Raw genomic sequence first — 26,910 nt, 5'->3', positions numbered from 1 at the left:
GGACCGGTGTCCGGCGGAAACGGCCGCGGAGACTCTGCTCACTGCTCGGCCGTACCCACCTGCTCGCGGGACTGCTCCAGTTCCCTGGCGACGACGGCGACATCGCTCATCACCTGGAGCACTCCGGGCAGTTCGGAGCCGTCCAGTTGCCGGTACTCGCTGCCGATGGTCACCACCAGCCGTTCGGGGAGCCCGAGTTCCGGATAGCGGCCCTCGCCGATGACCCGGCGGGCCGCCTCCAGGGCGGGGACGCCCGCGGTGTGGAAGGCGTGGGCGCGCTCGCGCACGTACTCCAGGTACACGATGTGCTCGCGCACCCCGGCGCGGTCGAGCACCGGTCCGTGCCCCGGAACGATGGTCCCGGCGCCCGTGGCGAGGACCTGTTCGCAGGCCGCGATCACGTTGTCGAGCGGGCCAGCCCAGTGCACCGCGTGGTCACCGGGCCGGGCCGCGGTGGAGGAGAAGATGATGTCCCCGCTGAACACGGCCTTCTGCTCGGGCAGATGGACCATCAGGTCGCCGGTGGTGTGGGCGGGGGGCAGGGCGGTGAGCCGGACCGGGTACTCGCCCAGGGTCAGTTCGAGCTCGCCGGTGAAGTACGTCGTCGGGTGCACGGGCTCGGTCCTCGACCAGTCGAACGGGCCGAAGTGGCGCGCGAGATAGTCCCCGAGCGGGGACTTCCGGTCGCCGCCGGTGACGAGCGCGTGCTGCTGCTGCGGCGTGGGTTCGTAATGGATGTGCTCGCGGGCCTCGCGGGTCGCGATGATCTCCGCGTCCGGGAGCACACCCGCGCCCCAGAAGTGGTCACCGTTCGCGTGGGTCACGATCACCCGGTCGATGGAGACGCCGTGGGGCAGGAGCGCGGTCGACTCGGCCAGGAACCGGCCGGCCAGCGTTCTGTCGTACGGGGTGTCGATCCAGAGCGCGCCGCGGGGTGAGACGAGCAGACCGCAGTTCGCCAGCCCCCAGCCCCGTTTCGGCGGGAGCCATGCGTACAGGCCCCGCCCCAGATCAACGACGTCTCCACCCGTGATCGACATGGACGCGATTATGCCGACCGTGATCCGGCCACGCGTTCGAAGTCGGCCACCAATGCGTCACATTGGCGTGAAATCGATCACATCGAACTCTCACGGTGGCGACCTGGTGACCCTGAGAAACCGACACCTCGAATCCCGGCATGGGACTTACCGGGTGAATAGCATCAACTCCCCCGGAGCCATCACGCATCACAGCGAAGCATCTCCGGGCGGTCGTCAAACCCGCCGACGCCGATTACCCACCGAGCATGACCAAAAACTGACGCTGCGACTCCTTCGGCAAAGGGCGCGGCGCGCAGGGAGCGCACGAGCACACCGGCGGCCACGCTCATCCGGGCGGCGACCGACGAGGTGTCGGTGACGCCGCCGTCGCGCACAAAGCGACAGAACCTCGCCTGATCCGGGTGTCGCCACCACCACGCGAGCCACCGGCCTCCGGCACCCGGTAGGCGATGTCGGCGTCACGGCGGTTTCCGGCAGGTCCGGAGTTCCACACCACCGCATCCCTTCGCGGCGACAGGCCCAGTGGTTCACGACGGTGCACCTGAATGGCAAGAGTTGCTCATTTCTCTGGTTACCGAGCATCTACCAACACGGCGGCCTCCATACAGGCTCACGGGCGCGACGCACGACGGAACTGCGGATGGATGCTGGGGACGTCAGACGGCCACGACGGTCACCCCGGCCTCCGCGAACCGGGCGGTGGCCTCGGCCGTGATCCCCTTGTCGGTGACGAGGAAGTCGATCTGCCCGAGGTCGCACACCCTGGCGAAGGCGCGCTTGCCGATCTTCGAGGAGTCGGCCGCCACGACGACCCGCTGCGCCTGCTGGGCGAGCAGCCGGTTGATGCTGGCCTCGCCCTCGTGGTGGACGTAGGCACCGCCCTCGGTGTCGATCGCGTTGACCCCCAGCACGGCGACGTCCAGGGTGATCTCGCCCAGCACGCCGCTGGCCAGCGGGCCCGTCAGCTCGTACGACTGCGGCCTGGCCACGCCACCGGTCACCACGATCTTGATCTGCGGACGGATCACCAGCTCATTGGCGATGTTGAGGGCGTTGGTGACGACGGTGAGGGCCGGCTGGCCGCCCGGCCCGGCCGCGGTGTCGCCGACGACGTCGGAACGCACCGCCAGCGAGCGGGCCACCTCGGTCAGCGTCGTGCCGCCGGTCAGCCCCACCACCTCGCCCACCGCCACCAGTCCGGAGACGGCCCGGCCGATGGCCTGCTTCTCGGGGGCGTGCCGGCCGGTCTTGTACCGCAGGGCCAGTTCGTAGCCCACGCCGTGCGCGACCGCGCCGCCACGGGTGCGCGTCAGCAGCTGCTGCTCGGCGAGCTGGTCCAGGTCGCGACGGATGGTCGCGGCCGAGACGTCCAGCGCGGCGGCGGCGTCCTCGACCTCCACCCGGCCGTTCTCGCCGACGAGTTCCAGCAGCGCGTTCCACCGGGCTTCTCTGGACAAGAGAGTTCTCCTCACGATCCCGGGCTTCGGGCCCCCATCCCCGTGGGTACGGTCACCGGACATGCGCAAGCGTCGCACAAGGGCCTGTCCGGTCAGGCATTCCACACAACGGATGCTTGATAATGCTCGCATCGCGCGTATAGCGTGCATGAACGAGCATCGTTCTACGACTTCGGAGTGCATGAAGTGTCTTTTGTCGAGATCGAGACGGCCAGCCAGCCGGAGTGCTGGCGCCGCGCCGCCGAACTGGCCGGGTCCCAGGCGGGCGTCCTGCCCGTGGCCGGTGAGCGCGTCGCGATCGTCGGCTGCGGCACCTCGTTCTACATGGCCCAGGCGTACGCCGCGCTCCGCGAGGGGGCCGGGCAGGGCGAGTCCGACGCCTTCGCCGCCTCGGAGTTCCCCTTCGGGCGCGCGTACGACCGCGTCGTCGCGCTCACGCGCTCGGGCACCACGACCGAGGTCATGGACCTGCTCGACCGCCTCCGCGGCGTCACCCGCACCGTGGCCGTCACCGCCGATCCCGACACCCCGGTCATGACCGCCACCGACGACGTCGTCGTCCTGGACTTCGCGGACGAGAAGTCGGTGGTGCAGACCCGGTTCGCCACCACCGCGCTCACCCTGTTCCGCGCCCACCTCGGCCTGCACACCGACGACGTGGTGCGCGACGCCGAGACCGCGCTGGCGGAGCCGCTGCCCGAGGGCCTGCTGGACTGCACCCAGTTCACGTTCCTCGGCCGGGGCTGGACGGTGGGGCTCGCCAACGAGGCCGCGCTCAAGATGAAGGAGGCGTCGCTCTCCTGGACCGAGTCCTACCCGGCGATGGAGTACCGTCACGGTCCCATCAGCATCGCCACCGACACCACCGCGACCTGGATGTTCGGCACCGCGCCCGAGGGCCTGTCGGAGCAGCTGCTCGCGACGGGTGCTCGCTGGGTGGAGAGCGACCTCGACCCGCTGGCGGATCTGGTGCGCGTACAGCGCCTGGCGGTCGCCCGCGCCACGGCCCGCGGCCTGGACCCGGACAGCCCGCGCCACCTGACCCGCTCGGTCGTGCTCACGGACGACTGACGGCCAGTGGACATCGTCGAGCGCGCCTTCGGCGTTCCGGACCCGGGCGCGCGAGAGGCCGTCGACGGAGCCCCTCACGTCCCGCCCCGTCCGGGCGTCCGCGAGGGGTTCCTCGCCATGCCCGCGAACCGGCCCCCGGACGGGGGAACGGACGGACGAACGGACGGTGCCGACGCCGGCGTCGGCGTGCTCGTGCTCTCCGGGTCCAGCGGGCGGATCGAGACCGAGCGGTGCCGCCTCCTGGCCCGGGAGGGCATGACCGCGCTGTCCTTCCGCTGGTTCGGCGGAGTGGGACAGCCGCCCGGCATCTGCGAGATCCCGCTGGAGACCTTCGCTGCCGCGATCGAGGTGCTCCGCGCGTACGGCGCCCGGCGGATCGGCGTCCTCGGTACGTCCAAGGGCGCCGAGGCCGCCCTGCACCTGTCCGTGCTGCTGCCCGGCATCGACGCCGTGGTGGCGGTCTCGCCCACCTCGCTGACCTGGGCCAACGTCGGGCCCGGCAGCGACGGCCGGGAGCGGCCGTACCGCTCCTCGTGGACCTGGCGGGGAGAGCCGCTGCCGTTCGTCCCCTACGACGGCTCCTGGGCCCCGGACCCCGCCCCGCCGGAGGGTGCCCCCGTCGCCGTACGCGGTTTGTACGAGCGCAGCCGCCGCACGTTCGCCGACCGGGCCGGGGCGGCGGCGATCACGGTGGAGGATTCCCCGGCCGACCTCGTGCTCGTCGCTGGCGGGGACGACGCGATGTGGCCTTCCCTCCCCCACGCGGAGGAACTGGCGGCCCGCCGCAGGGCAGCGGGGCGGCCCGCCGCAGGGCAGCGGGGCTGCCCGTGCGGTTGATCGGCGCCCCCGACGCCGGTCACCGCCCGCGCTTCCCCGGCGAGGGACCGGCACCCACGTCCGCGCATTTCCTGTACGGGGGCTCAGCGGCCGCGGATGCGGCGCTCGGGGCTCGCGCGTGGCCGCATCTGCTCGATGTGCTGCGCGGGACGCGCGGGCATCGGGACGGTCCACGACCTCGCCCGGTGCGTCGAGTGCCGCGGCGGTGACGGACGGGTTCCGTGGCCGTGGGGGGCCGGCGTGCGTTCCGGCCCCCCACGGGGCACCGTCCGGTCTCAGGACTCCTCGAAGTAGGCGTCGAGCGCCGCGTCGAGCTGCTCCGCCCACTGCTTGAGGTCGCTCCTGGCAGACGCCTCGACCTCGGCGTTGAACCACCGGCGGGTCGCCAGGTGGACCGTGACGGTGAACCGGCGCCCGAACCGAGGGATCTTCACCTCGACCGCCCCGATCTCGTCCCAGTCGAAGTCGGCCTGCTGGTCGTCCAGCCGGAACCGGACGCCCTCGTGGTTCACGGTGATCGCCCCGCGGCGGTCGCTCACCTCGAACACCGGCCCGTCCTCGGCCCGTCGGCCCTTCTTCTCCTTCCTGTCGGCTTCCGGCGCCGCGCCGTCGGCCTCGGACTCGTCCTCGGACTTGGCCTCGGACTCGGACTCGGCGGGGGCGTCGTCGACGGCGATCGCGGCGGGCGCCGGTTCCTCCGCCTGTTCCTGTTCCTGTTCCTGCCGTCCTCGGACCGGCGCCGGCTTTCCGGCGGTGACGGGGGCCGTGAGGCCGGGGATGTACGCCGGGTCTGTCCCCGCTGCGTACCCGGGCTGGGTGTTCGGATCTATGCGCTGCTCCACGGCGGGCAGTATGGCCGACGAACCTGTACGAGACCAGCGACCCCCGGACCGGGCGCCCGTACGCCCCGACAACTCCCCCGAACGCCGGGCCGGTACCGGCCCGGCGTGCCGCGTCAGCGCGTCCGGTCCGCCACCAGTCCGGTCACCTCGTCCAGCGGAAGCGCCGACACGTGGTGGCCGGCCCGTCCGGTCATCGAGTGCGCACCGGTGAGCGCGTTGAGCACCGCCTCCTCCACCGACTCGACCACCGCTCCGTAGAACGGGTCCATCCGCCCCCACGGCACGAAGCGCATCGACTCGTACGGTGCGCTGCCGTCGTCCTCGGGGAACGTACTGGTCAGCGCGGTCGGGTTGGCCGTGGAGAAGGCCAGGAAGAGATCCCCGGAGAAATGGCTGCCGGTGGTTCCGGTACGGCCCAGCCCCAGCGTCGCCCGTCGCGCCAGCGCCTTGCACTGCCCAGGCAGCAGCGGCGCGTCGGTCGCCACCACCACGATCACCGAGCCCGCCCCGGGCGGCACCGGGCGCTCCTCGCCGGTCCCCGGAACCGGCTCGGACGCCGTGACCGCGGCGGGCAGTTCGCGCCCCACCGGCACACCCGCCACCACCAGTTCGCGGCGAGCGCCGAAGTTCGCCTGCACGAACGCGCCCACGGTGTAGCGGTCGGCACCGTAGCGGACCACCCGCGACGCCGTCCCCGAGCCGCCCTTGAAGCCGTAGCAGCGCATGCCCGTGCCGCCGCCGACACACCCCTCCTCGACGGGACCGGAGGCCGCCGCCTCGATCGCGGCTCCCGCGTGGTGTTCCCGCACCGCCGTGCCGTGGATGTCGTTCAGATGGCCGTCCCACGTCTCCGTCACCACCGGCAGCAGCCACTCCGGTGCCATCCCCCGGCAGTTGGCTCGCACCCACTCGACGACGCCCCGGTGCACCGGGCCCACCGCGTACGTGTTGGTGATGAGCACCGGGACGGCGAGCGAGCCGCTCTCCTCGATCCAGGCCGTGCCGGTCATCTCGCCGTTGCCGTTGAACGAGTGCCAGCCCGCCGCGCAAGGGGTCCCCACGCCGTCCCGGCCGCGCGGCAGGAGCGCCGTCACTCCGGTGCGTACGTCGTCGCCCTCGACGAGCGTGACGTAGCCGACTTCGACGCCCGGAACGTCGGTGATCGCGTTCCACCGCCCCGGCTCACCCGTCAGTGGGATGCCCGCCTCACGCGCGCGCTTGCGTCCTTCGTTCGTGTGAACATCGCTCATGCGCGCAGAGACTACGGGTGGCCCCGGGCCCGGCACGAGGGGGCGACGACGACCGCGCACTCGCTGCAGACCACGTCCCGGCCGCCGGTCGCGTCCCCGGCCGCGGGTAGTGCGACGGGTCTCGGGCTCGCTACTGGCCATGCGGGGAGCTACGGGGTGTCCGGCACGTTCTCGACGACGATCGCGGTCGCCAGCAGGCCGTCCGCGACCAGCCACCGTCCCCGCAGCTCCCTGGGGACCGACGGCGGCGCGGCGGACGTCCGCAGCTGTGTGCCGGAGGCCGTTCCCGGTACGGCATCCGGCACGGCTCCTGTCATGGCATCGGCCGTCGCCACCAATTCCTCGGCGGGCACCAGCAGTTCCGCGGTGAAGGAGCCGTCCGGGCGGAGCACGATGTCGGCCTGCTCGAAGCCCAGCCAGCGATGGGTGAGCGGGAACCACGTCTTGTAGACGCTCTCCTTCGCGCTGAACAGCAGCCGGTCCCAGTGGATCCCGGGGTTCCGGCCGCGCAGTTCGCGCTCGCGCCGCTGCTCCGTCGCGAGCGCGATGCTGTCGTGCACGTCGTCGGGCAGGGGTGCGTGCGGTTCGGCGTCTATGCCGAGGGTGCGGACATCAGCCCGGTACGCCACCGCGGCGGCTCGGTAGCCGGTGCAGTGGGTCATGCTCCCGACGGTCCCACGCGGCCAGACCGGGGCACCGCGTTCGCCCTTGAGTATCGGCGCCGGAGCGACACCGAGCGCGCCGAGCGCGCGACGGGCGCAGTGGCGCACCGTCGTGAACTCCCTGCGCCGCACCTCCACACTGTTGCGGACCAGCTCCTCCTCGGCGGGGAAGAGGGTGGCGTGGGGCGGATCCGAGAACGCTTCCTCCACGACCACCCGCGACGGCAGGATTCTCTCGATCACGGTCTCCCCCTCATTCGTCCGCTGCGCCGCCTCGGCGGTGCGGCACCGTCCGTCCGGTGCCGTACCCAGCATTCCCCTCGCACGAACACTAGTGCCGCATCAGGCAACGTTTGCCCCGTCGCGACGTCGGGCACGCACTCTCGCTGCACCAGCCGAAAGCCCAAGTACGTCCAGTACAAGGACTTCCGGCCGGCACACCGAGAGCACGCACCCCACGCCGCTCCTTGACGGGCAAACGTAGCCTGCCGCGGCACTAGTTGCAGCGGGGCCGAAGGTTCATCGCATCGTGCCTGATACGTGATGCGTGCCACGCGCGCACCACGTGCCGCGTGACACGCGGTGCCCGGATGCGCGCAGGAGACCTCCCGACCACGCACCGGAACGGGAACGGGACGGGGTGGACGGAGCCTGGTCGGGCCGACCGGACCGCCCCGGACCGGTCAGGCCCGGCTCGGGTTCGGTTCGGTCTCCGCGAGCCCGGGCCGGCGGATCCGGGTCGCGCACACCGACCCACACGATCCGGCCGGCGTCCACAGATAAATCTACAGTGCTGTAGATTTCAGTTGCTGTCACAGAGCGCGCGGACGGTGACTGTCCGGCGCCGACTTCGGGAAGAACCGGGAAGAGGAGAATCGCTGTGGGTGTGAGCCTCGCCAAGGGCGGAAACGTCTCGCTGACCAAGGAGGCTCCGGGTCTCACCGCCGTACTGGTGGGCCTGGGCTGGGACGTCCGCACGACCACCGGCGCGGACTACGACCTGGACGCCAGCGCGCTGCTGTGCGACGGGGCGGGCAAGGTGCTCTCCAACGCGCACTTCGTCTTCTACAACAACCTCCGGAGCCCGGACGGTTCGGTCGAGCACACGGGTGACAACCTCACCGGCGAGGGTGCGGGGGACGACGAGATCGTCAAGGTCGACCTGGCCGCCGTGCCCGCCGACGTGGCGAAGATCGTGTTCCCCGTGTCGATCCATGAGGCGGAGGGCCGGGGCCAGAGTTTCGGCCAGGTCCGCAACGCGTACATCCGGGTGGTCAACCAGTCGGGCGGGGCCGAGATCGCCCGCTACGACCTCAGCGAGGACGCGTCCACCGAGACGGCGATGGTCTTCGGCGAGCTGTACCGCAACGGCGCCGAGTGGAAGTTCCGTGCCGTCGGTCAGGGGTACGCCTCCGGTCTGAGCGGCATCGTCGCCGACTACGGCGTCCTTCTCTGACCCCCGCTCCCCCACCCGACGACCGGCACGTCCGAGAGGAGAACGGACCATGAGCGTCGACCTGACCAAGGGCCAGCGCATCAGCCTCACCAAGTCCGGAGGCGGCGAACTCACCGTCGTACGCATGGGACTCGGCTGGAAGGCCGCGCCCCGCAAGGGGTTCCTCGCCCGCCTGACCGCACGAGAGATCGACCTGGACGCCTCGGCGATCCTGTTCGCCGGGGCACAGCCCCAGGACGTGGTCTTCTTCCAGCACCTGACGAGCGACGACGGATCGGTGCGGCACACCGGCGACAACCTCGTCGGCGGGGCCGGCCAAGGGGGCGACGACGAGTCGATCCTCGTCGATCTGCAGCGTGTACCCGCCCACATCGACCAGATCGTGTTCACCGTCAACTCGTTCACCGGCCAGACCTTCGAGGAGGTCGACAACGCCTTCTGCCGGCTGATCGACGAGACCACGGGGCAGGAGCTGGCGCGCTACACGCTGAGCGGCGGCGGACGTCACACCGCGCAGATCATGGCCAAGGTGGCGCGCTCCGGGGCTGGTTGGCAGATGACCGCCATCGGCGCCGCCACCCACGGTCGCACCTTCCAGGACCTGCTGCCGGTCGTCGCCGGACATCTGTAGGTCGCGCACGCCGTGCCCGCCACCGGGCCGGAACATCGGATCACACATCGGGGGAACGCAATGGACCGGTCGTTCCGGCTGCGGGACGAGGACACGGCGGACTACGCGGCGGTCCTGGACGAGGTCATCGAGTCGGCGGAGATACGGCGCCTGCTGGCCCGATCTCCGCTGGGCGCCGGGGAGCTGCGCGTCCAGGGCTTGGCGGCGGCTCCCCGTGTCGCCGCGGCCGCCGAGGCCGAGTACCGGTCGTACGCCGAGCTGCGGCAACGGTCGCACGGCAGCGACGACGTACGGACCGACCGGACCACGTCCCCGTCCGGGCCGGGGCGCCAGGAACGCACCGGAGCGGGCCTGGTGCCCGTGCTGGCGGTCCTCACCCCGGTTCTGGCCGCCGTCGCCGCGGCCACGTTCCTGCTGCTGGGATACGGACTGCGGCTCGCCGACAGCCTGCCCGCCACGGCGGACACCCTGGTCCACGCGGGCTGGATCAGCCTCGGTACGGCCGCGTCGACCGCCGTCATCGGCCTCATCGCCCTCTACCGGACCGCCGCGGAGCACAAGGAATCCACTGCGAGCGGCCGTGCGGCCCCCTCCGCCGACCTCGACCGGGCCAGGGAGGCATGGCTCGAAGCGCTGCGCGACGTCGGCATCAGGCCGTTCCTCGTCGCCCGGTTCCAGGAAGCACACGCGGATCCCGATCCCGGCCCCCGCGCAGGCTCCGGCCACCGGCCGCGATTCAGCAGCCCGGACTTCGGCCGGCCCGGCTTCGGCAGCCCGGACTTCGGCCGACCGGACTTCAGCAGCCCCGACTTCGCCGGACCGGGTGGCGGTGATCCGGATCGCGAAGGCCCGACGCCGGACGGCCGGGGGCCCGACAGTCAGGACTTCGTCCGACCGGAGTTCAGCCGACCGGAGTTCGGCCGGCCCGACTTCAGCGGGCCCGACTTCAGCGGGCCGGACTTCAGTGGTCCCGACTTCAGTGGGCCGGGCCTCCCCGACACGCGCCGCTGACAGCGACACGCTCGCCGATGACAACGACAGGTGCGCCGCCGTCGGGCAGGACGTCGTCAGACGATGTCCACGCCGTAGTCGACCGCGATACCGGCCAGGCCGGACGCGTACCCCTGCCCGATGGCCCGGAACTTCCATTCCCCGCCCCTGCGGTACAGGGCGCCGAAGACCATCGCCGTCTCACCGGCGGCGTCGTAGGAGAGTTCGTAGCGGCACATCTCGCGACCGGTGAGGTTGTCGACCACACGGATGTAGGCGTCCTCGACCTGTCCGAAGTTCTGCCCGCGGTTCTGCGCGTCGTGGATGGAGACGATGAAGACGATCTGTCCGGTGTTCTCGTCGAGCCGGTCGAGGTCCACGAGAATCTGCTCGTCGTCGCCCTCGCCCTCGCCGGTCGTGTTGTCGCCGGTGTGCCGCACCGCCCCGCCCGGGGCGACGAGATTGTTGTAGAAGACGAAATGCTGGTCGGAGACGGCCTTCTGGTCCGGTCCGCAGATGATCGCGGACGCGTCGAGATCGAAGTCCGCGCCGTCGGCCGGACGCGCGTCCCAGCCCAGGCCGACGGTGACATCGGCGAGCGGCGTGCCGTCCTGGTTCAGGACGACGTTCTGACCCTTGGCGAGACTGACGCCCAACACTTCTACTCTCCTTCGAGGCGCGCCGACAATGTGTCCGCCGGAGCGCCGGAGCTCCGCCGGGTGCGTGTCGAACTCACCATAGTTCAAAAGTTACGCAATTTTTGAAATGCCTGTACGACGGGGACGCGGCCACGATCACCACACGCCGGCTCCGCGCGGGAGCACCCCGGACGAAGCCCCCTCGGATCGCAGCCCCCTCGGGCGCAGACCCCGCACGGACTTCGGCACCCGCGCGCCGACGGAGCCGGACGCCGCGCACCTCAACGGGACTCGGCGCCGTTCTCCACGACCGGACGCGCCGAGGCGGCGTCGCCCGGAGCCGAGCGGATGGTCCGGGACGCGGGCCCCCCGGCAGCGCCCGCCCCGTCCGGAGCCGACGCACCTGCCGCATCCCCGGCCCCGGACGGGGCGGGCGAGGGCGCGCACTCCTCCTTCATGGCCCTGGTCTCGCTCTTCAGAATGCGCAGCGACTTGCCCAGCGCCCGCGCACTCTCGGGCAGCTTCTTCGACCCGAACACAACGATGATCACAAGCACCACGATCAGCAGATGCCAGGGCTCCAACGCGTTGCGGAACACTCCGCCACCCCACTCTCTTCCCGATGGCCCACGCGAGGAGCCATCCACCGGACACGCTTGCTACATTGCGCAACTGTACAACCATTGAGGTGGGGTCGGTCGCCCCCTTCCTGTGGCCGGAACCGATGGGGTGGACGCATGACAGACAGCCGCCAGGCTTCCCGGCGCCGTGCGCGCGCAGCGGCGGAACGCGGACGACGACGCAGGCGGAGCACGGGCCGCACGGCCCTCGCCGCCGCCGTCTCCCTGCTCGTCCTGGGAGCGGCCGGTGCCGGGTGGGTCTACACGCGGCTCAACGGCAACATCAGCACCTTCAGCGCGGACGGCGTGTCCGGCGACCGGCCGCCGGCCTCCACCAAGGGGTCGAACGTCCTGGTGATCGGCTCGGACGCCCGGACCGGCGGCAACATCGCACTGGGCGGCGGGGACGCGGACGACATCGGCCGGTCCGACACCGCGTTCCTGCTGCACACGTACGCGGATCAGAAGCACGCCGTCGCCGTCTCGATCCCCCGTGACACCCTGGTCGACATCCCGCCCTGCAAACTGCCGGACGGATCCTGGTCCGCCCCGCAGTCCGGCGCCATGTTCAACGCGGCCTATTCGGTGGGCGAGACGCCCGAGGGCAACCCCGCCTGCACCCAGAACACCGTGGAGAAACTCACCGGGCTGCGCGTCGATCACACCGTCGTCGTCGACTTCAAGGGCTTCGCTGCGATGACGGAGGCCGTGGGGGGCGTCCAGGTCTGCCTGCCGCAGGACGTCTACCAGCGCGACCTCGACCCCCATCGCCCCACCCGCGGCAAACGGATCTTCGCCAAGGGGCCGCAGACGGTCTCCGGTCAGCGGGCGCTCGACTACGTACGCATCCGGCACGGCATCGGGGACGGTTCCGACATAGGTCGCATAAAGCGCCAACAAGCCTTTGTCGCCAGCCTGTTGAAACAGATCAAGAGCGATGGACCGACCCCGTCCAAACTGCTGCCGATCGCGGACGCGGCCACCAAATCGATGACCGTCGACCCCGGGCTCGGCACCGCCGACAAACTCGTCGCCTTCGCGATGTCGATGAAGGACATCGATCTCCACAACACCAAGTTCGTGACCGTGCCCTGGAAGTACCAGGGGGCACGCGTGGCGATCGTCCATCCGGACGCCGACGCCCTGTGGGCGGCACTGCGGGCCGATCGCACCCTCGACGGCCAGGACGCCGGAGGGAGCGGGAGGAACGGATCGGCCGCCTCTCCCTCGCCGGGCGCCGACGCACCCGCCTCCGGCGCGGATACGCCCGTCTCCGGCGCCGGTGTCTCGGTGGCCGTGCACAACGGCACCACCGTGACCGGCCTCGCCGCCCGTGCCGCCGAGATGCTCGAAGGACACGGCTTCACCGTCACCGAGGCCACGACCGCCACCGTCCGCGACCAGGCGACGACTGTGATCGAGTACGGCCCCGGTCAGGAGCAACAGGCCGGAAAGGCGGCCCGGGTCTTCCCCGGCGCGCGACTCGCCCCGGTGACGGCGCCGGGCATCACCGTCCTGCTCGGCCGCACCTACGCGGACGAGCCGGAAGCCCCTGCCTCACCGCCGCCGGCGCACGTCCCCGCCCAGGTCTCCGAGGGCGCCCGCTCCGCCGACGACAACCCCTGTTCCGACCTCTCGTACGGCTGACCGATCGTCAGCGGCCGACTGGCCCGGTACCGGACAGCCGGACCCTGGTACGAGGGAATGGGGCCCCGGCACGAGGAAGCCGGACCCCGGTATCGGACAGCCGGTCCCCCGGCGCGGGAAAGGCCCACCCGGTCATGGCCGTGCGTGGCCGCCCGGCGAGTCGGCCGTGAGGATCACCCGGTGCGGCTCCCCGGTGGTGTTCATGCTGAACTCCTCCACGATCTCGTGCGCGGCCCGCTCCGCAGTCTCGCCCGGCAGTCGCCCGTACTCGTACACCCGTGAGATCGGAGCCCGGCGGCCGGCACGTCATCGCGGACGCCGCGGCTCCACATGCCGGCCGCCCTGGCGTAGGTGGCGGCGGTCGGTCCCAGGCCGTTCCGCCAGGGCCAGCAGGGACGTGTGCACCGTCCGGCGCGCCTCGCCGTACGTCAGCCCACCCGTTCCGATGGCCGCCGACCCGTAACCGGCCCGGTCCCGGGTCGGCGGGTGAGTGTGATCTGCATCCAGTTCCAGGGCATGGCCGAAAGCGTGGAAGCAACCGGCGCCCGGCACGGGCCCGATCACCCGCCCGAGTGATTGTTCCGTACCGGGCCGCGACCGGGGCGTCGGCATCCGGGACCACCCGGCCGACAACCGCGACCGTAGCCCTCGACCGCCGTCGACGCCGATGCGGGGCATGGGCCCGGAGACGACCGGAACCGAGAACGACCCGACGCGCTCCGGCGTCCCCGGGACCCGCTTCAAAGCCCTCCCCCACGCCCGGAAGGAACCCGGTATGACCACCCGGACCGATATCGAACGAACCGTCACGACCTTGGAGGAGCGCACCTTCGGGAGCCTCGTCGGTGCCGCCGTGGGCGACGCGCTCGGCGGCGCGGTCGAGGGCTGGGCCCCCGAGGCCATCGTCGAACGGCACGGCGGCCGGGTGCGCGGCATCGTGGAACCGTTCCACAAGGACGAGTGGCGGACCGCTCGCCCCCTCGCGCCGTTCCACAAGGGCGACGGCCATGTCACCGACGACACGTTGATGACGCACGCCCTGATCCGCGTCTACGAGAAGGTCCGCGACCACCTCGACGCCTACGCCGTCGCCGACCACCTGGTCCCCGACCTGATCAGCCGCACCCGCTGGATCCCGGAGCTGGAGGCGGAGGCGCTGCCGCTCCAGCGGATCTTCCTCGCGGAGAAGTGGATCGTCGCACGCATCCACTACGGGCACGTCGACCCGCGCGAGGCGGGCGTCGGCAACATCGTCAACTGCGGTGCGGCGATGTACATGGCGCCCGTCGGCGTGGTCAACGCGGGCGACCCGCTCGCCGCGTACCAGGAGGCGCTGGACGTGGCGGGGGCGCACCAGTCGTCCTACGGGCGCGAGGCGGCGGGGGTCCTCGCGGCCGCGGTGGCCGCCGCGTTCAAGCCGGACGCCACCCCCGTCTCCGTCGTCGAGGGCGCCCTCGGACTGGCGAAGGACGGCACGAGGGCGGCCATCGAGGCGGTGTGCGAAGTCGCCGTCCGGTACGACGACTTCGAGGATGCCCTGGTACCGCTGAGGCAGGCGGTGGCCCCCTTCGACACGGTCGGTCCGGACTACCGCAGGCCCTCGCTGGGGGCCCGTCGTCCGTCGCGGCTGCACTCCATCGAGGAACTCCCCGTCGCCCTGGGGATGGTGCTGGTGGGCGGCGGTGACTTCCGGCACACGGTGCTCGGATCGGTCAACTACGGCCGCGACTGCGATTCGATCGCCACGATGAGCGGTGCGATCGTCGGCGCCCTGTGCGGTGAACAGGCGGTGCCCCGCGAATGGAGCACCGAGGTCGCCCGGGCCAGCCGACTGGATCTGCGCGCCCCCGCGGCGTCCCTGGCCCGGGTCGCCCGCGAGGTGCACGCGCTCGACCTGGAACGGCGCCGCGCCCACGAGGCGGCCTTCTCGGCGATCACGGGCTCCTGATGCTGCGTCTGACCTGGGTCCAGCCCGAGGACCTGATCGGGCACGAGCTGCGCCAGGCCGCACAGGACGGCCGGGACGCGACCGGGATCGCACACCGCTGGGTCGCGGCGGGCGGCCGTCCGGCGCCCGACCGGGACGGCGCCTCCGCCCGGCCGGTCGCACCCGGACTGCGCGCGCTCGCCGAGGAGTTGCTCGATGAACTGGCACGGCTTCCGGCCCCTCTGGCAGCGGTGGAACCCACACCCGGCCCGCCGCCCACCGTCCCCCTGGGCCCGGACACGCCGCGGCGTACGGAACCGGCCCCGCGCGGGGCTACCGGCACACGCGGGGTTGTCGTCGCACGCGCGGAGCTCGACCGGCTGCACGCGGCCTGGCTGGGCAGGGCGATCGGCTGCCTGCTGGGCAAACCCGTGGAGAAGATCCCGCTTCCCGGCATCCGCGCCATCGGCAGGTCCACCGGCAACTGGCCCCTGCGCACGTGGTTCACCGAGCGGGGCCTGGATCCGCGGATCGCGGCGGCCCACCCGTGGAACCGCAGGTCCCGCCCCACCTCCCTGGCCGAGAACATCGACGGCATGCCGGAGGACGACGACCTCGACTACCCGCTTCTCAACCTCCTGCTGCTCCGGCGTCATGGCCACGGCTTCGGCACGGTCGACGTGGCACGCCTGTGGCTGGAGGAACTGCCCGCCGGCCGCACGTTCACCGCGGAGCGCGTCGCCTACCGCAACCTGCTGGCCGGGCTGGAGCCGCCGCTGACGGCCACGTACCGCAACCCGTTCCGCGAGTGGATCGGCGCGCAGATCAGGGCGGACGTCTTCGGCTGGACGAACCCGGGCGATCCCGCGCGGGCCGCCGAACTCGCCCGCAGGGACGCGACGCTGTCCCACACGGCGAACGGTGTCTACGGCGAGATGTTCGTGGCGGCGGCCATCGCGCACGCGGCCGGCCCCAATCCCACCACGGTCCACGACACGCTCACCGCCGCCCTTGCCCACATCCCGCCGGACTCCCGTTACGCACAGGCGATCCGCTTCGGCATCGAGACCGCGCGGGCCGAGCCCACCGGCACCCCGGCCGGCTTCGAGCGGGTCGTCGACGCACTGCACACCCGCTACGCCCCCGACCACCACTGGGTGCACGTACTGCCGAACGCGGCCCTGCTGGCAGCCGCTCTCACCCACGCGGACGGGAACTTCGCGGGTGCCGTCTGCCGCGTTGTGTCCGGCGGTTGGGACACGGACTCCAACGGCGCCACGGCCGGTTCGATCACCGGCCTGCTGGCGGGCGGCCCGGACGCACTCGGTGAACACTGGACCGCCCCGCTGAAGAACCGCCTCGCCACCGGCATCGGCGACTTCGACGGCATCGGCTTCGACGAACTCGCCCGACTCACCCTGGAGGCCCGCGAATCCGAGGAGAGGGCCTGAGAACGCCCACGAGATGATCTATGAGGGGGTCGGGCCGCTCCCCGCTCGGATGGGCGCGGGGCGGCCCGTACTCGGAGACGGTCGCCGTCCTGCTCGCCGCCGGGGCCACTCCTCACGAGGGCTCCCTCCCGTAGCCCGTGGACGGGCAGCCGAGAGGGAACCGTCCTCGCGCGTCACATCCCTCAGGAGGTTTCCAACGGCCTCACGGTGAGTATCTGCTGGGCCTGTCCGACGGGTCCGTGGACGTCGTGGAGGACGGTACTGGTGAGGCCGTGCCCCTCGGCGCCGAAGACGACGGAGGTGTCCAGACCGACCCAGCCGCCCCGTGGCCGACGATGCAGATGAATGGTCAGGTCGACGTTCGGGAACATCCACTTCCCGGGCGGCTGACGTACCGCGACACCATTGGCGGTGTCGACGAGGCCCACGTAGGACGCCAGCGGACTCGCCTCCTCACCGGTCACGAGGGGCCTGCCGGTCGACACCCAGGTCCTGGCACGGCCGGGCTGCGGCGGGTCGACGGCCCGCACGTCGAGCGACGCGATGAACCCGCCGGGCCAGACCGAGGCCATCGGCCACGGCTCCACCCCGTCGGGATGGGGCAGGGCCTCGGTCTCGCCCCCGGCGACGGAGGCGGTGTCGCCCGCCGCGAGCAGCCAGGCACGGGCGCGCACCGTGGACCGCCCCGCGATGACCACGGTGGCCTCGACCAGCTCGATGGTGCGGCCGGGGCGGATCGTCTCGACATGGATCTCGGTGTCGTCGACGGCGATGCGGCCGAGGATGTCGTAGCTGATGCGGCTCAGGTGCAGCTCCGGCCCCGTACGCCCGCGGGTGGCCAGAAACCGCTCGATGGCGTGGACGACCAGCCCGCCGAGCGGACTGAAGTGCTGCTCGTCCGACTGCCAGGCGCCACCGGCGTGCACGGTGGGCCGGTAGGTCCGTTCGTCGATGCGCTCGAAGTAGCCGGCCGGGGGAACGTCCGAGGGGTGCAACTGGCCTCCTGCGTCCGGTGACGGATGATCGCTTGCAGGGTACGACCACGTCGTCGGGCAGCGAAAAGGGAGGGTGCCGAAGGGGCGACGGCCCATAGGGTTTCCGCATGACGGATGAGAACGAGCGGTTCGTTCAAGCGGCCATCGCCGGGGAGATACTGCTTCTCGACCCTGCGGTACGCGCGGTCCCCGACCGGGTCCTGGAGCTGTTGGACCCGGAGTTCACCGAGATCGGCGCTTCCGGGCGACGATGGGACGTGGAGTCGATCCTCGCGGTCACCAGTGGCGACACCGTGTCCCCGAAGTCCCCTGTCGAGGTCAGCGAAATGTCGGGAGTCGTCCTTGCCCCGGGCATCGTCCACCTGACGTACTTCGCCGACGACCAGGGTCGGCGGGCCCGGCGAAGCTCCCTGTGGCGCCTGACGGAGACGGGCTGGCGGATGTACTTCCACCAGGGGACCCTCGTCGACTGAACAGGGAAGCCTCGTCGGTTGAACGCGGCCGACACCCGAAACGCCTGCGCCCGAAACGGCTGCGCCCGGAACGCCGGCGGGCGACTCGTCGGCGGACCGGCACATCGGACCGGAACGCCGACGAGTCGGCCCGTGTGCACATCTCGCCGGGCGGTCTTTTCGGCCTCCGACTTTCTCTTTCCCTTTCCGGCGCCCTTGAGCTGCTTCTTTCCGTGGTCGCCGCTTCCGATCCTCTCGACACCACAGACGGCTGCGGAGTACCACGTCTCGGGCTCGGCCATGGTGGCTTCGGCGGTTCCGGCGAGGGCGAGCAGGGCGCATACCGCCGCTGTGGTCCAGCAGGCGATGGACTTCCGTCACCGGATCTCATGACGGTGGCAGCGGTTTCACCATTCCCCGCAGGCCGCTGCGACGGCGCCTCACCCCACTGCCACGTTCGTCGTCACCCGCGGCGGCGAGTACTGCTTCCTGCCGAGCAACACCGCCCTGCGCCGGCTCGGCGAACTCCAGGACCGACGCGAGGGTCTCAGCGGCATCCCAGCTGCTCGACGACGATCTCCCGCTTGAGGATCTTGCCGGTTGCTCCCTTGGGGAGTTCGTCGGTGAAGGTGACGATCCGCGGATACTTGTACGCCGCCACGCGCTGTTTGACATGGTCGCGTATCTCATCGGCCGTGATCTGCGCACCGTCCCGGAGGGTCACGACGGCGGCTACCTCCTCGCCGTAGGACTCGTGCGGCACGCCGACCACCGCGGCCTCGGCGACGGCCGGGTGTTCGTAGAGCACCTCCTCGATCTCACGCGGGTAGACGTTGTATCCGCCACGGATGATGAGGTCCTTCTTCCGGTCGACGATGAAGTAGTAGCCGTCCTCGTCGACGCGGGCCAGATCGCCGCTGTGGAACCACCCGTCCCGGATGGCATCCGCGGTCGCGTCCGGACGATTCCAGTAGCCCTTCATCACGTTGTCGCCGCGGATCGCGATCTCACCCACCTCACCGGGTCTCACCGAGGTGCCGTCGTCCGCCACGACCTTGAGCTCGACCCCGCGGATCGGGAGACCGATCGAGCCGGCCTTGCGGGGCCTGTCCGGAGGGTTGAACGCCGCGACGGGCGACGTCTCCGACAGCCCATAGCCCTCCAGCACCGTGACGCCGAATGTCCGTTCGAAGTCGTGCAGTACCTCGACCGGCAAGGAAGCACCGCCGGAAACGGCCAGGCGCAGTCGTGAGAGGTCGGAGCCCTCGGGGATCCCGGTGTGAAGCAGGGCGGTGTACATCGTGGGCACGCCCAGGAAGACGGTGGCCCCGTCGTGTTGCATGATCTCCAACGCCTTGGCCGGTTCGAACCGCGGCAGCAGGGTCAGGGTGGCGCCCGCGGCGACGGCGGTGTTGAGGGCGCAGGTCTGCCCGAAGGCGTGGAACAGCGGAAGGCCCCCGAACAGCACGTCGCCCGGCCCGACGTGGAGCAGCGTCTCGGCCGCAGTAGCCGCGTTGGTCATCAGGTTGCGGTGGGTCAGCTCGGAGCCCTTCGGGGTTCCTGTCGTGCCCGACGTGTAGAGAATCACGGCAGTGTCGTCGTCCGCCCGGTCGACGATGTGCGGCATCGGTTCGGTCGCCGTCACCGCGATGTCGAACGCGGTCGAGCCGGTGACCAGGCATTCGGCCCCGGTCTCCGCCGCAGCCTTTGCGACCTCGTCCGCGCAGGGCGGGAACGTCACCACGGTCCGCGATCCGGAATCCCGGAGAGCGAAGCCTATTTCACGGGCCTTCAACAGTGGATTCATCGGTACCACCACGCCACCGCACCGGAGGATGCCGTAATACGCGACCGGGAAGCAGGTGACGTTGGGCATGACCAACGCGACGCGATCGCCCGGCCGTACGCCCCTGGTCTGCAACAGTGAGGCGAACCGGGCGCTCTTGTCGTCGAGTTGGGCATAGGTGAGAACGAGCTCATCCTGCCGCACGGCGACATGGTCGCCGTCGGCCCTCGCGGATTCGGCCAGGAGCGTGGCGAGGTTGTTCATTCGGTTTCCTCTTCCGTCCGGGTTGGTGGCGGTCACCGTTGGCGTCGGCAGCGGCCGAGGCCCGATGGTGCTCTCCGCTGGACTTCCGATCGGCCGGAAGACCGTATCCAGGGGAGAACCCAACCGCAGTGGTGCCACGCTAGGTCACGACGTGGCCGATGACTTGACGTGACGTGACGTCTCACTTATCACTTGGGGACAAAGCCCCTTGGAGCGCGCTCATGAAGCCTCTTGTCCGCAATGCAGCGCTGAACAACTATGTCGAGGTCAGTCAGTCACTGGGCATCGATGCGAGGGCCCTGATGAAGCGCGTGGGCCTGGACCCCGTCGGCCTCGCGGTCCAGGACAGATGGATCCCCGGCACGGCGGTCACCCAGCTGCTCGAACTCTCGGCGGAGGCCTCGCGGCGAGGCGACTTCGGCCTGCTCCTCGCCGAGCGGCGCAGCTTCTCCAACCTCGGCCCCATCAGTCTGGTCCTGCGCGACGAGCCCGATGTCCGCAGCGTCCTCGAACTGCTCGTCCGCCACGAGCACATGTACAACGAGATGCTCCGCAGCCGGCTCTCCGGGGCCAACGGCCTGGCCACCCTCAAGGTCAGCCTCGAACTGGGTGAGGCCATGGCCGCCCGCCAGGCCACGGAGCTTGCCGTGGGCGCCTTCCACGGGGTCCTCCGCAGCTTTCTCGGTGCCCGATGGCAGCCGCTGTCCGTGTGCTTCACGCACGAGGCGCCGCCGGATCCCGGTACCCACCGGCGTCTCTTCGGCCCCGTGGTGGAATTCAACCGGGAGTTCAACGGGATCGTCTTCTACGCCGGCGATCTCGAGGCTCCCAACCCCATGTCGGACCCGCTGCTGCGCACCTACGCGCGGCAGTACGTCGAGTCCATCGCGGTCGCGAAGGACACCACCGTGCTGGACCGCGTACGTGAGCTGATCGAAGTCCTGCTGCCCACCGGGCGCTGTTCGATCGAGCAGGTCGCAGACAGTCTCGGCATCGACCGCAGGACGATCCACCGGCACCTCGCGGCCTCGGGCGAGACGTTCTCCGCCGTTCTCAACGCCACCCGTGCCCAGCTCGCGGAGCAACTCGTGGCGAACCCGCGCCGCTCGTTCACGGAGATCTCCGGGCTCCTGGGATTCTCGGCACCGAGTGCCTTCTCGCGCTGGTTCCGCGAGCGGTTCGGCTGCAGCCCGAGGCAGTGGCGGGCCCGCGGGACCGGGCAGTAGCCGTCCGGCGAGGAGTGATCCCAAGGTTTCCGCACAGGGGGCATGGGAGGGCCGTTCACGCCATGTCCCGGCATTTCCCGTCCGGGTCCGGACATGACGCCCGCGAGGGCGAGGCATGTCCCCAAGCGGTAAGTCTTCTGTCACCTTCGGTCAAGCGCACGCCCTGGACCGCCTTTAACGTTGCTTCACCGCAAGGGACATGGCCGATCACACGAGGACGGGCAGAACCCCGCCCGCAGCCGAAGGCCCTCTCCCGGGTCCGCTGATCGTATCCGAGACCCCGGCGAGCCCCGGAACCCCGTCCGCATTCCCGCGTCCGCTCCTCGCAAGCCCTCCAGGCCTCGCATCGAAGGCAGTGATGCGTGCGGCGAGTGAAGACCATCCGACAAAGGAGATGGAGCATGCACTTCTTCGACGACTCCCTGTATCCGGAGAACCAGGAGAAGCTGGTCATCCAGGCCGCGCCCTACGGGCCGGAGTGGTTGCCCGGTGACGCCGACGACCTGCCGCTCACCATGGACGAGCACGTGCAGGCGGCCGTCGACTGCTACAACGCCGGCGCCACGGTGCTGCACATCCACGTGCGCGAGCTGGACGGCCACGGATCCAAGCGCATCTCCATGTTCAACGAGCTGATGGCCCGCCTGCGCGAGGCCGTGCCGGACATGGTCCTGCAGATCGGCGGGTCGATCTCCTTCGCCCCCGAGGACGAGGGCGGCGACGCCAAGTGGCTCAGCTACGACACTCGCCACATGCTGGCCGAGATCACTCCCAGGCCCGATCAGGTGACGATCGCGATCAATACCAACCAGATGAACATCGTCGAGCTCTTCGACGACGAGGACATCGAGGGCACTTCGATCGCCAAGCCGGCTTACTACAAGGCCTATCGGGACATGGTGGTCGAGGCCGGGCCGGACTTCTACCTCGAACATCTCGAACGGCTCCGTGCCAACGGCATCCAGCCGCACTTCCAACTCGCCGACATGGCCCAGCTGGAGACCGTGGAGCGGCTGATCCGCAGGGGCATCTACAGCGGGCCGCTGGTGCTCAACTACGTTGCCATCGGAGGCGGGTTCGCGGGCCGGCACCCGGCCGACCTGATCGAGTTCATCCGCCGTGTCCCGGACGGCGCCGTACTCACCATCGAGGCATCCATGCGCGCGGTGGCACCGATGAATGCCATCGGCATCGCCCTCGGCACGCACGTGCGGGTGGGTAACGAGGACAACCTGTGGCGGCACAAGGGCGAGCGGATGTCCTCCGTGGAGCAGGTCGAGCAGATGGTCACCATCGCCCGGGCGCTCGGGCGTGAGATCGCCACCGGGCAGGAGGCGAAGAAGGTCTACCGGATCGGCGAGTGGTACTCGGACGCCGACGAGACCCTGGACCGGCTCGGCATGGTGCCCAACCGCCGCCCCGGCCGGCGCGGTTCCATGCTGCGCGACCCCAAGAACTGACCCGACCCCATCGGCGGCGGACCGGGTCGTCGTCCCGCCGCCGCCCGCACAGCCCCCATCACCAGCGAACGGAGCACGCCTTGGTACACGCCATTCGATTCCACGAAACCGGTGGCCCTGATGTCATGCGGTGGGAACGGGTCACCGTCGGCGACCCGGGTCCGGGCGAGGTACGGATCCGGCACGTCGCCGTCGGACTCAACTTCGCGGACACCTATTTCCGCACGGGCCTGTACCCGGCCCCGCTGCCTGCGGGGCTCGGTGTGGAAGCCTCGGGTGTGATCGAGGCCGTGGGCGCGGGCGTGTCGCATGTCGCCGAGGGCGACCGTGTGACCTACACCGGCAGCCCGCTGGGTGCGTACAGCACGGAGCGGGTCATGCCCGCGGATTCACTGATCAAGCTGCCGGACGAGATCGACTGCGAGACCGCCGCGGCGATGACCATGCGAGGACTCACCTCGGCATACCTGCTGCGCCGGATCCACCCACTGAATCCCGGCGATACCGTGCTGCTCCACGCCGCGGCCGGCGGCGTCGGCCTGATCGTCTCCCAGTGGGCGAAGCTGCTCGGCATCACGGTGATCGGCACGGTCTCCAGCGAGGAGAAGGCCGAGGTCGCCCGTGCCCACGGCTGCGAGCACATCATCTTCTACCGGCGCGAGAACGTCGCCGAGCGGGTGCGTGAACTGACCGACGGCAAGGGAGTCCCGGTCGTCTTCGACAGCATCGGCAAGGACACCGTCGCCGGATCCATGGCCTCGCTGCAACGCCGCGGCCTGCTGGTGTGTTTCGGCACGGCGTCCGGGGTCCCGCCGCTCGACGCCATGCAACTGGCCATCCACGGCTCGCTGTTCGTGACCCGTCCCGCGCTGGCCGACTACATCGCCGAGCCGGCGGAGCGGGACGCGCTGGCCGGTGAGCTGTTCGGACACGTCGCGGCCGGTCGCATCAAGATCGAGATCAACCAGCGCTACGCACTTCAGGACGCCGTACAGGCCCATCGTGATCTGGAAGCGGGACGGACCACGGGATCCTCCGTCTTCGTCCTCTGAGTTCGCCGTGCCCCGCACGCCACCCCGAGGAGTGAGCACATGCCCCAGACCGTCCGTCCGAAGGAAGAGACGCCCGCCCTGGTGCGTCCGGGCGTCCTCCGTACCTCGATCGAGGTTGAGCCGCTGACCTGCACCATCGGCGCCGAACTGTCCGGTGTGAACCTCGGCGACGCCGCGCGCGACGGCGATCTGTTCGCCGAGATCAAGGCGCTGCTGCTGCGGTACAAGGTCCTGTTCCTGCGTGACCAGGACATCACGCGCGCCGAACACGTCGCCTTCGCCGCGCGCTTCGGCCCGCTGGAGGACCATCCGGTGGTCGGCAGCGATCCGGACCACCCCGGGCTGGTCCGCATCTACAAGGATCTGGACAGCAAACCGGAGCACTACGAGAACGCGCTGCACTGCGACGCGACCTGGCGCGCGTGTCCGCCCATGGGCGCCGTGCTGCGCTGCGTGGAAACACCAGAAGTGGGTGGTGACACGATCTGGGTCAACATGGCTGAGGCCTACCGCACACTGCCGGAGCACATCAAGACGCAGATCGCGGGCCTGCGCGCACGGCACAGCATCGAGGCGACCTTCGGAGCCGTGATGCCGACGGAGCAACGCCACCGGCTGAAGACCCGTTTCCCGGACCCCGAACACCCTGTGGTGCGTACCCACCCGGAGACGGGCGAACAGATTCTCTTCGTCAACGCCTTCACCACGCACTTCGTCAATTTCCACACGCCCGAGAACGTGCGCTTCGGCCAGGACTACGCGCCCGGAGCGGGCAGTCTCCTGAACTACCTGATCAGCCAGGCGGCCGTACCGGAGTACCAGGTGCGCTGGCGCTGGCAGAAGAACAGCGTCGCCATCTGGGACAACCGCTCCACCCAGCACTACGCCGTCCAGGACTACTGGCCCGCCGTCCGCAAGATGGAGCGTGCGGGGATCGTGGGTGACAGTCCCTTCTGAGCCTCGACCAGAGAAGAAAGGTGATGCCCATGGGACTGCACACTGCCGGCACGGCGGTGCCCGGGACGTCTCCCGCCGCGCCGGCTGTATCCCGCAGCTATGCCTGGCTGGTGTTCGCCCTCGGTTTCGGGCTTCTGCTGTCCGACTACATGTCGCGACAGGTCCTCAACGCGGTTTTTCCCCTGCTGAAGGCGGAATGGCTGCTCTCCGATGCCGAGTTGGGCTCTCTCAGCGGCATCGTGGCCCTGATGGTCGGTGTGCTCACCTTCCCGCTGTCGCTGCTGGCGGACCGCTGGGGCCGGGTCAGGATTCTCGTCATCGCCGCGACGGCGTGGAGCCTGGCGACCCTGGGCTGCGCCGTTTCCGCGAGCTACGGCGAGATGTTCCTGGGCCGGTTCATGGTGGGTGTCGGAGAGGCGGCTTACGGGAGCGTCGGCATCGCGGTGGTCCTCAGCGTGTTCCCCGTCGGTTTGCGGGCCACGCTCTCCGGAGCCTTCATGGCGGGAGGGTCGTTCGGATCCGTGCTGGGCGTGTCGGCCGGCGGTGTGATCGCCCAGGAGCATGGCTGGCGCTGGGCGTTCGGCGCGATGGGAATCCTCGGCCTGGTCCTGGCCGCGGCCTACGGCCTCGTGGTCACCGAGAAGAGGCTGGGACCGGCGTCCATCCGCGACCGCGTCGTGTCCGGCGAACGCGCCCCCATCCGGACCCTGCTGCCACGGCTGTTCTCCTCGGTCTCCGTGGTCTGCGCCTACATCGGCAGCGGGTTGCAGTTGTTCATCGCGATGGCCCTGCTCGCGTGGATACCCAGTTTTCTGGACCGGTACTACGACATGCCTCCGGCGAAGGCCGGCCTGGCCGCCGGGGTCTTCGCGCTGATCAGTGGCGTCGGCATGATCCTTTGTGGGGTCGTCGCGGACCGCCTCAGCCGGAAGGCCGCGGCCCGGAAGTGGATCGTTGCGATCGTCTGCTCTCTCGGGTCGTTCGTGCTGCTGATGACGGGATTCCATCTGCCGGTCGGCCCGCCGCAGCTCGTGCTGATCGCGGCCGGGACCCTGGTGGCCGGCGGCACCGCCGGTCCGGCGGCCGCCATGGTGGCCAATCTGACCCCCGCCGCCATCGCGGCGACGGCCTTCGCCACCCTCACTCTGGCCAACAGCCTGCTGGGGCTGGCTCCCGGGCCCGCCGTGACAGGCATGCTCGCGGACCGCTTGGGCCTGCTCGGCGCACTGCAACTGATCCCGCTCGTCGCGCTCGCGGGAAGCGTGGCCTTCACCATCGGCAAGTTCTGCTACGAAAACGACCTGCGCCGCCTGGCGCTGGTCCCCGACCTGGCGTTCAAGAAAGCGGAGTTGCAGCCATGAGTCTCAGCGCACGACCGACCGTCGTCATCGTCCCCGGACTGCGCGATCACGTGCCGGACCACTGGCAGACCGTCCTTGCCGACAAGATCGCCGGCGCCCGAACCGTTCCCCCGCTGGAGAAGGACAGGCTGAGCCGCGACGCCCAGGTCGCCGCACTGGACGAGGTGCTGTCGGGGATCTCCGGGCCCGTCGTACTGGTTGCCCACAGCGCCGGGGTGATGACCACCGTGCACTGGGCGCAACGGCACCGGCGTCCGGTCGAGGGCGCGCTTCTGGCGACGCCGCCCGACTTCGACGGCCCGCTGCCGGACGGCTACCCCACCCCGGACGTCCTGCGCGAGAACGGCTGGACGCCGACGCCGCGGACACCCCTGCCCTTCCCCAGCATCGTGGCGGCGAGCACGAACGACCCCTTGGCGGACGTCGGACGCGTCGCCGACCTCGCCCGGGCATGGGGGAGCCGCCTCGTGGATCTCGGCCCGGTCGGACACCTCAACCCCGCCTCCGGCCACGGCGCATGGCCCCGGGCGGAGGAGTTCGTCCGCGAGCTCTCTCAAGTCTCGTCCGGCACGTCCGCCTGACCTCCCACGGCCCTGACCGCGGTGGGACGGCACAGACCGGGCGGCGGCACGTCGAGGGTGTGGACGCCGCCGGTGAACAGCCGCGTGGTGTGCGGCCGGGGACGTCCGTCGGCGCCGCAGGAGTGGATGCGGACAAGGACGGCCTCGGCCGACCCGGGGGTTTCGACGACGAGCCGGGCCGCCGCGTGAGGGACGTGCCGGAGCCGCACATGTGGCTCCTGGCGAATGTGATCGCGCTCGGTTCGCCGTATCTC

26 protein-coding genes are annotated in these 26,910 nt (G+C 70.5%); 15 read left to right on the top strand and 11 right to left on the bottom strand.

Features of this window, described 5'->3' with window-relative positions:
* Positions 1–38: 38 nt before the first annotated feature.
* Both ACFYXM_RS17265 and ACFYXM_RS17260 read right to left on the bottom strand, forming a co-directional pair.
* Positions 39–1,040, bottom strand: coding sequence for an MBL fold metallo-hydrolase (locus ACFYXM_RS17265; protein WP_389290099.1), 1,002 nt, complete (start codon positions 1,038–1,040; stop codon positions 39–41).
* Positions 1,041–1,699: 659 nt separating this feature from the next.
* A complete protein-coding gene (locus ACFYXM_RS17260) occupies positions 1,700–2,500 on the bottom strand; it encodes a DeoR/GlpR family DNA-binding transcription regulator (protein WP_389290097.1) in 801 nt (266 codons plus the stop codon).
* 186 nt (positions 2,501–2,686) lie between these two features.
* Between ACFYXM_RS17260 and ACFYXM_RS17255 the strand changes: the two genes are divergently transcribed.
* Together ACFYXM_RS17255 and ACFYXM_RS17250 are read left to right on the top strand one after the other, a co-directional pair.
* The gene (locus ACFYXM_RS17255) at positions 2,687–3,571 is read left to right on the top strand and encodes an SIS domain-containing protein (RefSeq protein ID WP_389290096.1); all 885 of its coding nucleotides are present in this window, start codon (positions 2,687–2,689) and stop codon (positions 3,569–3,571) included.
* A gap of 6 nt (positions 3,572–3,577) precedes the next feature.
* Positions 3,578–4,408 (top strand): acyl-CoA thioesterase, encoded by an 831-nt coding sequence (locus ACFYXM_RS17250; protein WP_389290095.1) that lies wholly within the window; start codon positions 3,578–3,580, stop codon positions 4,406–4,408.
* Positions 4,409–4,683: 275 nt separating this feature from the next.
* Here ACFYXM_RS17250 and ACFYXM_RS17245 read toward each other — a convergent pair whose 3' ends face one another.
* The 3 genes from ACFYXM_RS17245 to ACFYXM_RS17235 all read right to left on the bottom strand — a co-directional run bounded on the left by ACFYXM_RS17245 (position 4,684) and on the right by ACFYXM_RS17235 (position 7,405).
* The gene (locus tag ACFYXM_RS17245) at positions 4,684–5,250 is read right to left on the bottom strand and encodes a hypothetical protein (protein WP_389290094.1); all 567 of its coding nucleotides are present in this window, start codon (positions 5,248–5,250) and stop codon (positions 4,684–4,686) included.
* 113 nt (positions 5,251–5,363) lie between these two features.
* The gene (locus tag ACFYXM_RS17240) at positions 5,364–6,500 is read right to left on the bottom strand and encodes a P1 family peptidase (RefSeq protein WP_389290092.1); all 1,137 of its coding nucleotides are present in this window, start codon (positions 6,498–6,500) and stop codon (positions 5,364–5,366) included.
* A gap of 149 nt (positions 6,501–6,649) precedes the next feature.
* Positions 6,650–7,405 (bottom strand): 4'-phosphopantetheinyl transferase, encoded by a 756-nt coding sequence (locus ACFYXM_RS17235; RefSeq protein WP_389290090.1) that lies wholly within the window; start codon positions 7,403–7,405, stop codon positions 6,650–6,652.
* A 637-nt stretch (positions 7,406–8,042) separates the two neighbouring features.
* On the opposite strand from ACFYXM_RS17235, the gene ACFYXM_RS17230 reads away from it, so the two are divergent.
* The 3 genes from ACFYXM_RS17230 to ACFYXM_RS17220 are packed head-to-tail and all read left to right on the top strand — an operon-like array spanning position 8,043 to position 10,260.
* Positions 8,043–8,618, top strand: a complete 576-nt coding sequence (locus ACFYXM_RS17230) for a TerD family protein (RefSeq protein ID WP_389290088.1) — start codon at positions 8,043–8,045, stop codon at positions 8,616–8,618.
* A gap of 49 nt (positions 8,619–8,667) precedes the next feature.
* Positions 8,668–9,249 (top strand): TerD family protein, encoded by a 582-nt coding sequence (locus tag ACFYXM_RS17225; RefSeq protein ID WP_389290087.1) that lies wholly within the window; start codon positions 8,668–8,670, stop codon positions 9,247–9,249.
* Between the two features lie 60 nt (positions 9,250–9,309).
* Entirely contained in the window at positions 9,310–10,260 is a 951-nt protein-coding gene (locus tag ACFYXM_RS17220) for a hypothetical protein (protein ID WP_389290085.1), read from the top strand.
* 56 nt (positions 10,261–10,316) lie between these two features.
* On the opposite strand, the gene ACFYXM_RS17215 is transcribed toward ACFYXM_RS17220, so the two are convergent.
* Positions 10,317–10,895, bottom strand: a complete 579-nt coding sequence (locus tag ACFYXM_RS17215) for a TerD family protein (protein ID WP_389290272.1) — start codon at positions 10,893–10,895, stop codon at positions 10,317–10,319.
* A 263-nt stretch (positions 10,896–11,158) separates the two neighbouring features.
* Positions 11,159–11,476: a Sec-independent protein translocase subunit TatA gene (gene tatA, locus ACFYXM_RS17210; RefSeq protein ID WP_389290083.1), complete on the bottom strand. Its 318-nt coding sequence runs from the start codon at positions 11,474–11,476 to the stop codon at positions 11,159–11,161.
* A gap of 138 nt (positions 11,477–11,614) precedes the next feature.
* On the opposite strand from tatA, the gene ACFYXM_RS17205 reads away from it, so the two are divergent.
* Positions 11,615–13,144: an LCP family protein gene (locus ACFYXM_RS17205; protein ID WP_389290082.1), complete on the top strand. Its 1,530-nt coding sequence runs from the start codon at positions 11,615–11,617 to the stop codon at positions 13,142–13,144.
* 132 nt (positions 13,145–13,276) lie between these two features.
* Here the strand turns inward: ACFYXM_RS17205 and ACFYXM_RS17200 are convergent, their stop codons facing one another.
* Positions 13,277–13,420, bottom strand: a complete 144-nt coding sequence (locus ACFYXM_RS17200) for a hypothetical protein (protein ID WP_389290080.1) — start codon at positions 13,418–13,420, stop codon at positions 13,277–13,279.
* A 499-nt stretch (positions 13,421–13,919) separates the two neighbouring features.
* On the opposite strand from ACFYXM_RS17200, the gene ACFYXM_RS17195 reads away from it, so the two are divergent.
* The gene (locus tag ACFYXM_RS17195; RefSeq protein ID WP_389290079.1) at positions 13,920–15,092 is read left to right on the top strand and encodes an ADP-ribosylglycohydrolase family protein; all 1,173 of its coding nucleotides are present in this window, start codon (positions 13,920–13,922) and stop codon (positions 15,090–15,092) included.
* On the top strand, positions 15,092–16,522 hold the full coding sequence (locus tag ACFYXM_RS17190; protein ID WP_389290077.1) for an ADP-ribosylglycohydrolase family protein: 1,431 nt from the start codon (positions 15,092–15,094) through the stop codon (positions 16,520–16,522). Before ACFYXM_RS17195 ends, ACFYXM_RS17190 begins: the two co-directional genes overlap by 1 nt.
* Positions 16,523–16,704: 182 nt before the next feature.
* Here the strand turns inward: ACFYXM_RS17190 and ACFYXM_RS17185 are convergent, their stop codons facing one another.
* Positions 16,705–17,517 carry a thioesterase family protein gene (locus tag ACFYXM_RS17185; RefSeq protein WP_389290076.1) on the bottom strand — a complete coding sequence of 271 codons (813 nt, stop codon included), beginning with the start codon at positions 17,515–17,517 and terminating at the stop codon, positions 16,705–16,707.
* A 107-nt stretch (positions 17,518–17,624) separates the two neighbouring features.
* On the opposite strand from ACFYXM_RS17185, the gene ACFYXM_RS17180 reads away from it, so the two are divergent.
* Entirely contained in the window at positions 17,625–17,990 is a 366-nt protein-coding gene (locus ACFYXM_RS17180) for a DUF4440 domain-containing protein (protein WP_389290075.1), read from the top strand.
* A 526-nt stretch (positions 17,991–18,516) separates the two neighbouring features.
* On the opposite strand, the gene ACFYXM_RS17175 is transcribed toward ACFYXM_RS17180, so the two are convergent.
* Positions 18,517–20,019, bottom strand: a complete 1,503-nt coding sequence (locus ACFYXM_RS17175; RefSeq protein WP_389290074.1) for a long-chain fatty acid--CoA ligase — start codon at positions 20,017–20,019, stop codon at positions 18,517–18,519.
* 221 nt (positions 20,020–20,240) lie between these two features.
* Here ACFYXM_RS17175 and ACFYXM_RS17170 point away from each other — a divergent pair, with 221 nt between their 5' ends.
* From ACFYXM_RS17170 to ACFYXM_RS17145, 6 genes are all read left to right on the top strand, one after another.
* Positions 20,241–21,245, top strand: a complete 1,005-nt coding sequence (locus ACFYXM_RS17170; RefSeq protein ID WP_389290072.1) for an AraC family transcriptional regulator — start codon at positions 20,241–20,243, stop codon at positions 21,243–21,245.
* A gap of 401 nt (positions 21,246–21,646) precedes the next feature.
* A complete protein-coding gene (locus tag ACFYXM_RS17165) occupies positions 21,647–22,705 on the top strand; it encodes a 3-keto-5-aminohexanoate cleavage protein (RefSeq protein WP_389290071.1) in 1,059 nt (352 codons plus the stop codon).
* Between the two features lie 80 nt (positions 22,706–22,785).
* Positions 22,786–23,757, top strand: coding sequence for a quinone oxidoreductase family protein (locus tag ACFYXM_RS17160; protein ID WP_389290069.1), 972 nt, complete (start codon positions 22,786–22,788; stop codon positions 23,755–23,757).
* Between the two features lie 39 nt (positions 23,758–23,796).
* A complete protein-coding gene (locus tag ACFYXM_RS17155; protein WP_389290067.1) occupies positions 23,797–24,714 on the top strand; it encodes a TauD/TfdA dioxygenase family protein in 918 nt (305 codons plus the stop codon).
* A 29-nt stretch (positions 24,715–24,743) separates the two neighbouring features.
* Positions 24,744–26,075, top strand: coding sequence for an MFS transporter (locus ACFYXM_RS17150; protein WP_389290065.1), 1,332 nt, complete (start codon positions 24,744–24,746; stop codon positions 26,073–26,075).
* Positions 26,072–26,656 (top strand): RBBP9/YdeN family alpha/beta hydrolase, encoded by a 585-nt coding sequence (locus ACFYXM_RS17145; protein ID WP_389290064.1) that lies wholly within the window; start codon positions 26,072–26,074, stop codon positions 26,654–26,656. Before ACFYXM_RS17150 ends, ACFYXM_RS17145 begins: the two co-directional genes overlap by 4 nt.
* On the opposite strand, the gene ACFYXM_RS17140 is transcribed toward ACFYXM_RS17145, so the two are convergent.
* Entirely contained in the window at positions 26,629–26,865 is a 237-nt protein-coding gene (locus ACFYXM_RS17140; RefSeq protein WP_389290062.1) for a hypothetical protein, read from the bottom strand. The genes ACFYXM_RS17145 and ACFYXM_RS17140 overlap by 28 nt on opposite strands.
* Positions 26,866–26,910 lie beyond the last annotated feature (45 nt).

It is taken from the genome of Streptomyces sp. NPDC002476 (assembly GCF_042889785.1).
Lineage (GTDB): Bacteria > Actinomycetota > Actinomycetes > Streptomycetales > Streptomycetaceae > Streptomyces.
This window is presented reverse-complemented; position numbering and strand designations above follow the sequence as displayed.